Origin of the sequence: uncultured Winogradskyella sp. (assembly GCF_947498005.1) — a bacterium.
Taxonomy (GTDB): Bacteria; Bacteroidota; Bacteroidia; order Flavobacteriales; family Flavobacteriaceae; genus Winogradskyella.
The window spans coordinates 1-427 of sequence record NZ_CANMIW010000039.1 but is presented as its reverse complement, the minus strand read 5'-3'; the positions used below and the strand labels follow the sequence as shown (position 1 = coordinate 427).

Genomic DNA, 427 nt, shown 5'->3' with positions numbered 1-427 from the left:
CAACCTGTCGTTGAGCTCGATGCAGATTTCACGATATTAATACCACCATCATTACAAAGTGTAACCTCAGTATTATTAGCATCGATGATGTAAGTATCTGTAGCTTGAACAGTAGTTGTTCCATCAGGTTGCAGACCATTAGCTGTAACATTGTTTGTAATATTACCAGCATCAACATTAGCCTGAGTAATGGTATAATCAGGTGCAGTGAAAATCCAAGTTTCTGTAGGATCTAAAAGGTCATTCGTATTCGTATCTCCCGTAAGTGTAAGTGATGACGTAATATTACCACCTAATAGATCATCAGTAATTGTGATAGAATTAATAGAAACATTACCAGTATTAGTTACTGTAAATGTATAAGTAATTAAATCGCCTTCACCGACACAACCTGTCGTTGAGCTCGATGCAGATTTCACGATATTAA

At 36.3% G+C, this 427-nt stretch carries 1 protein-coding gene; it reads right to left on the bottom strand.

The genetic code is table 11. From position 1 onward, the window contains the following. Positions 1 to 427: hypothetical protein (locus Q0891_RS17240; RefSeq protein WP_299103582.1), on the bottom strand; the 427-nt coding region annotated here is incomplete at both ends.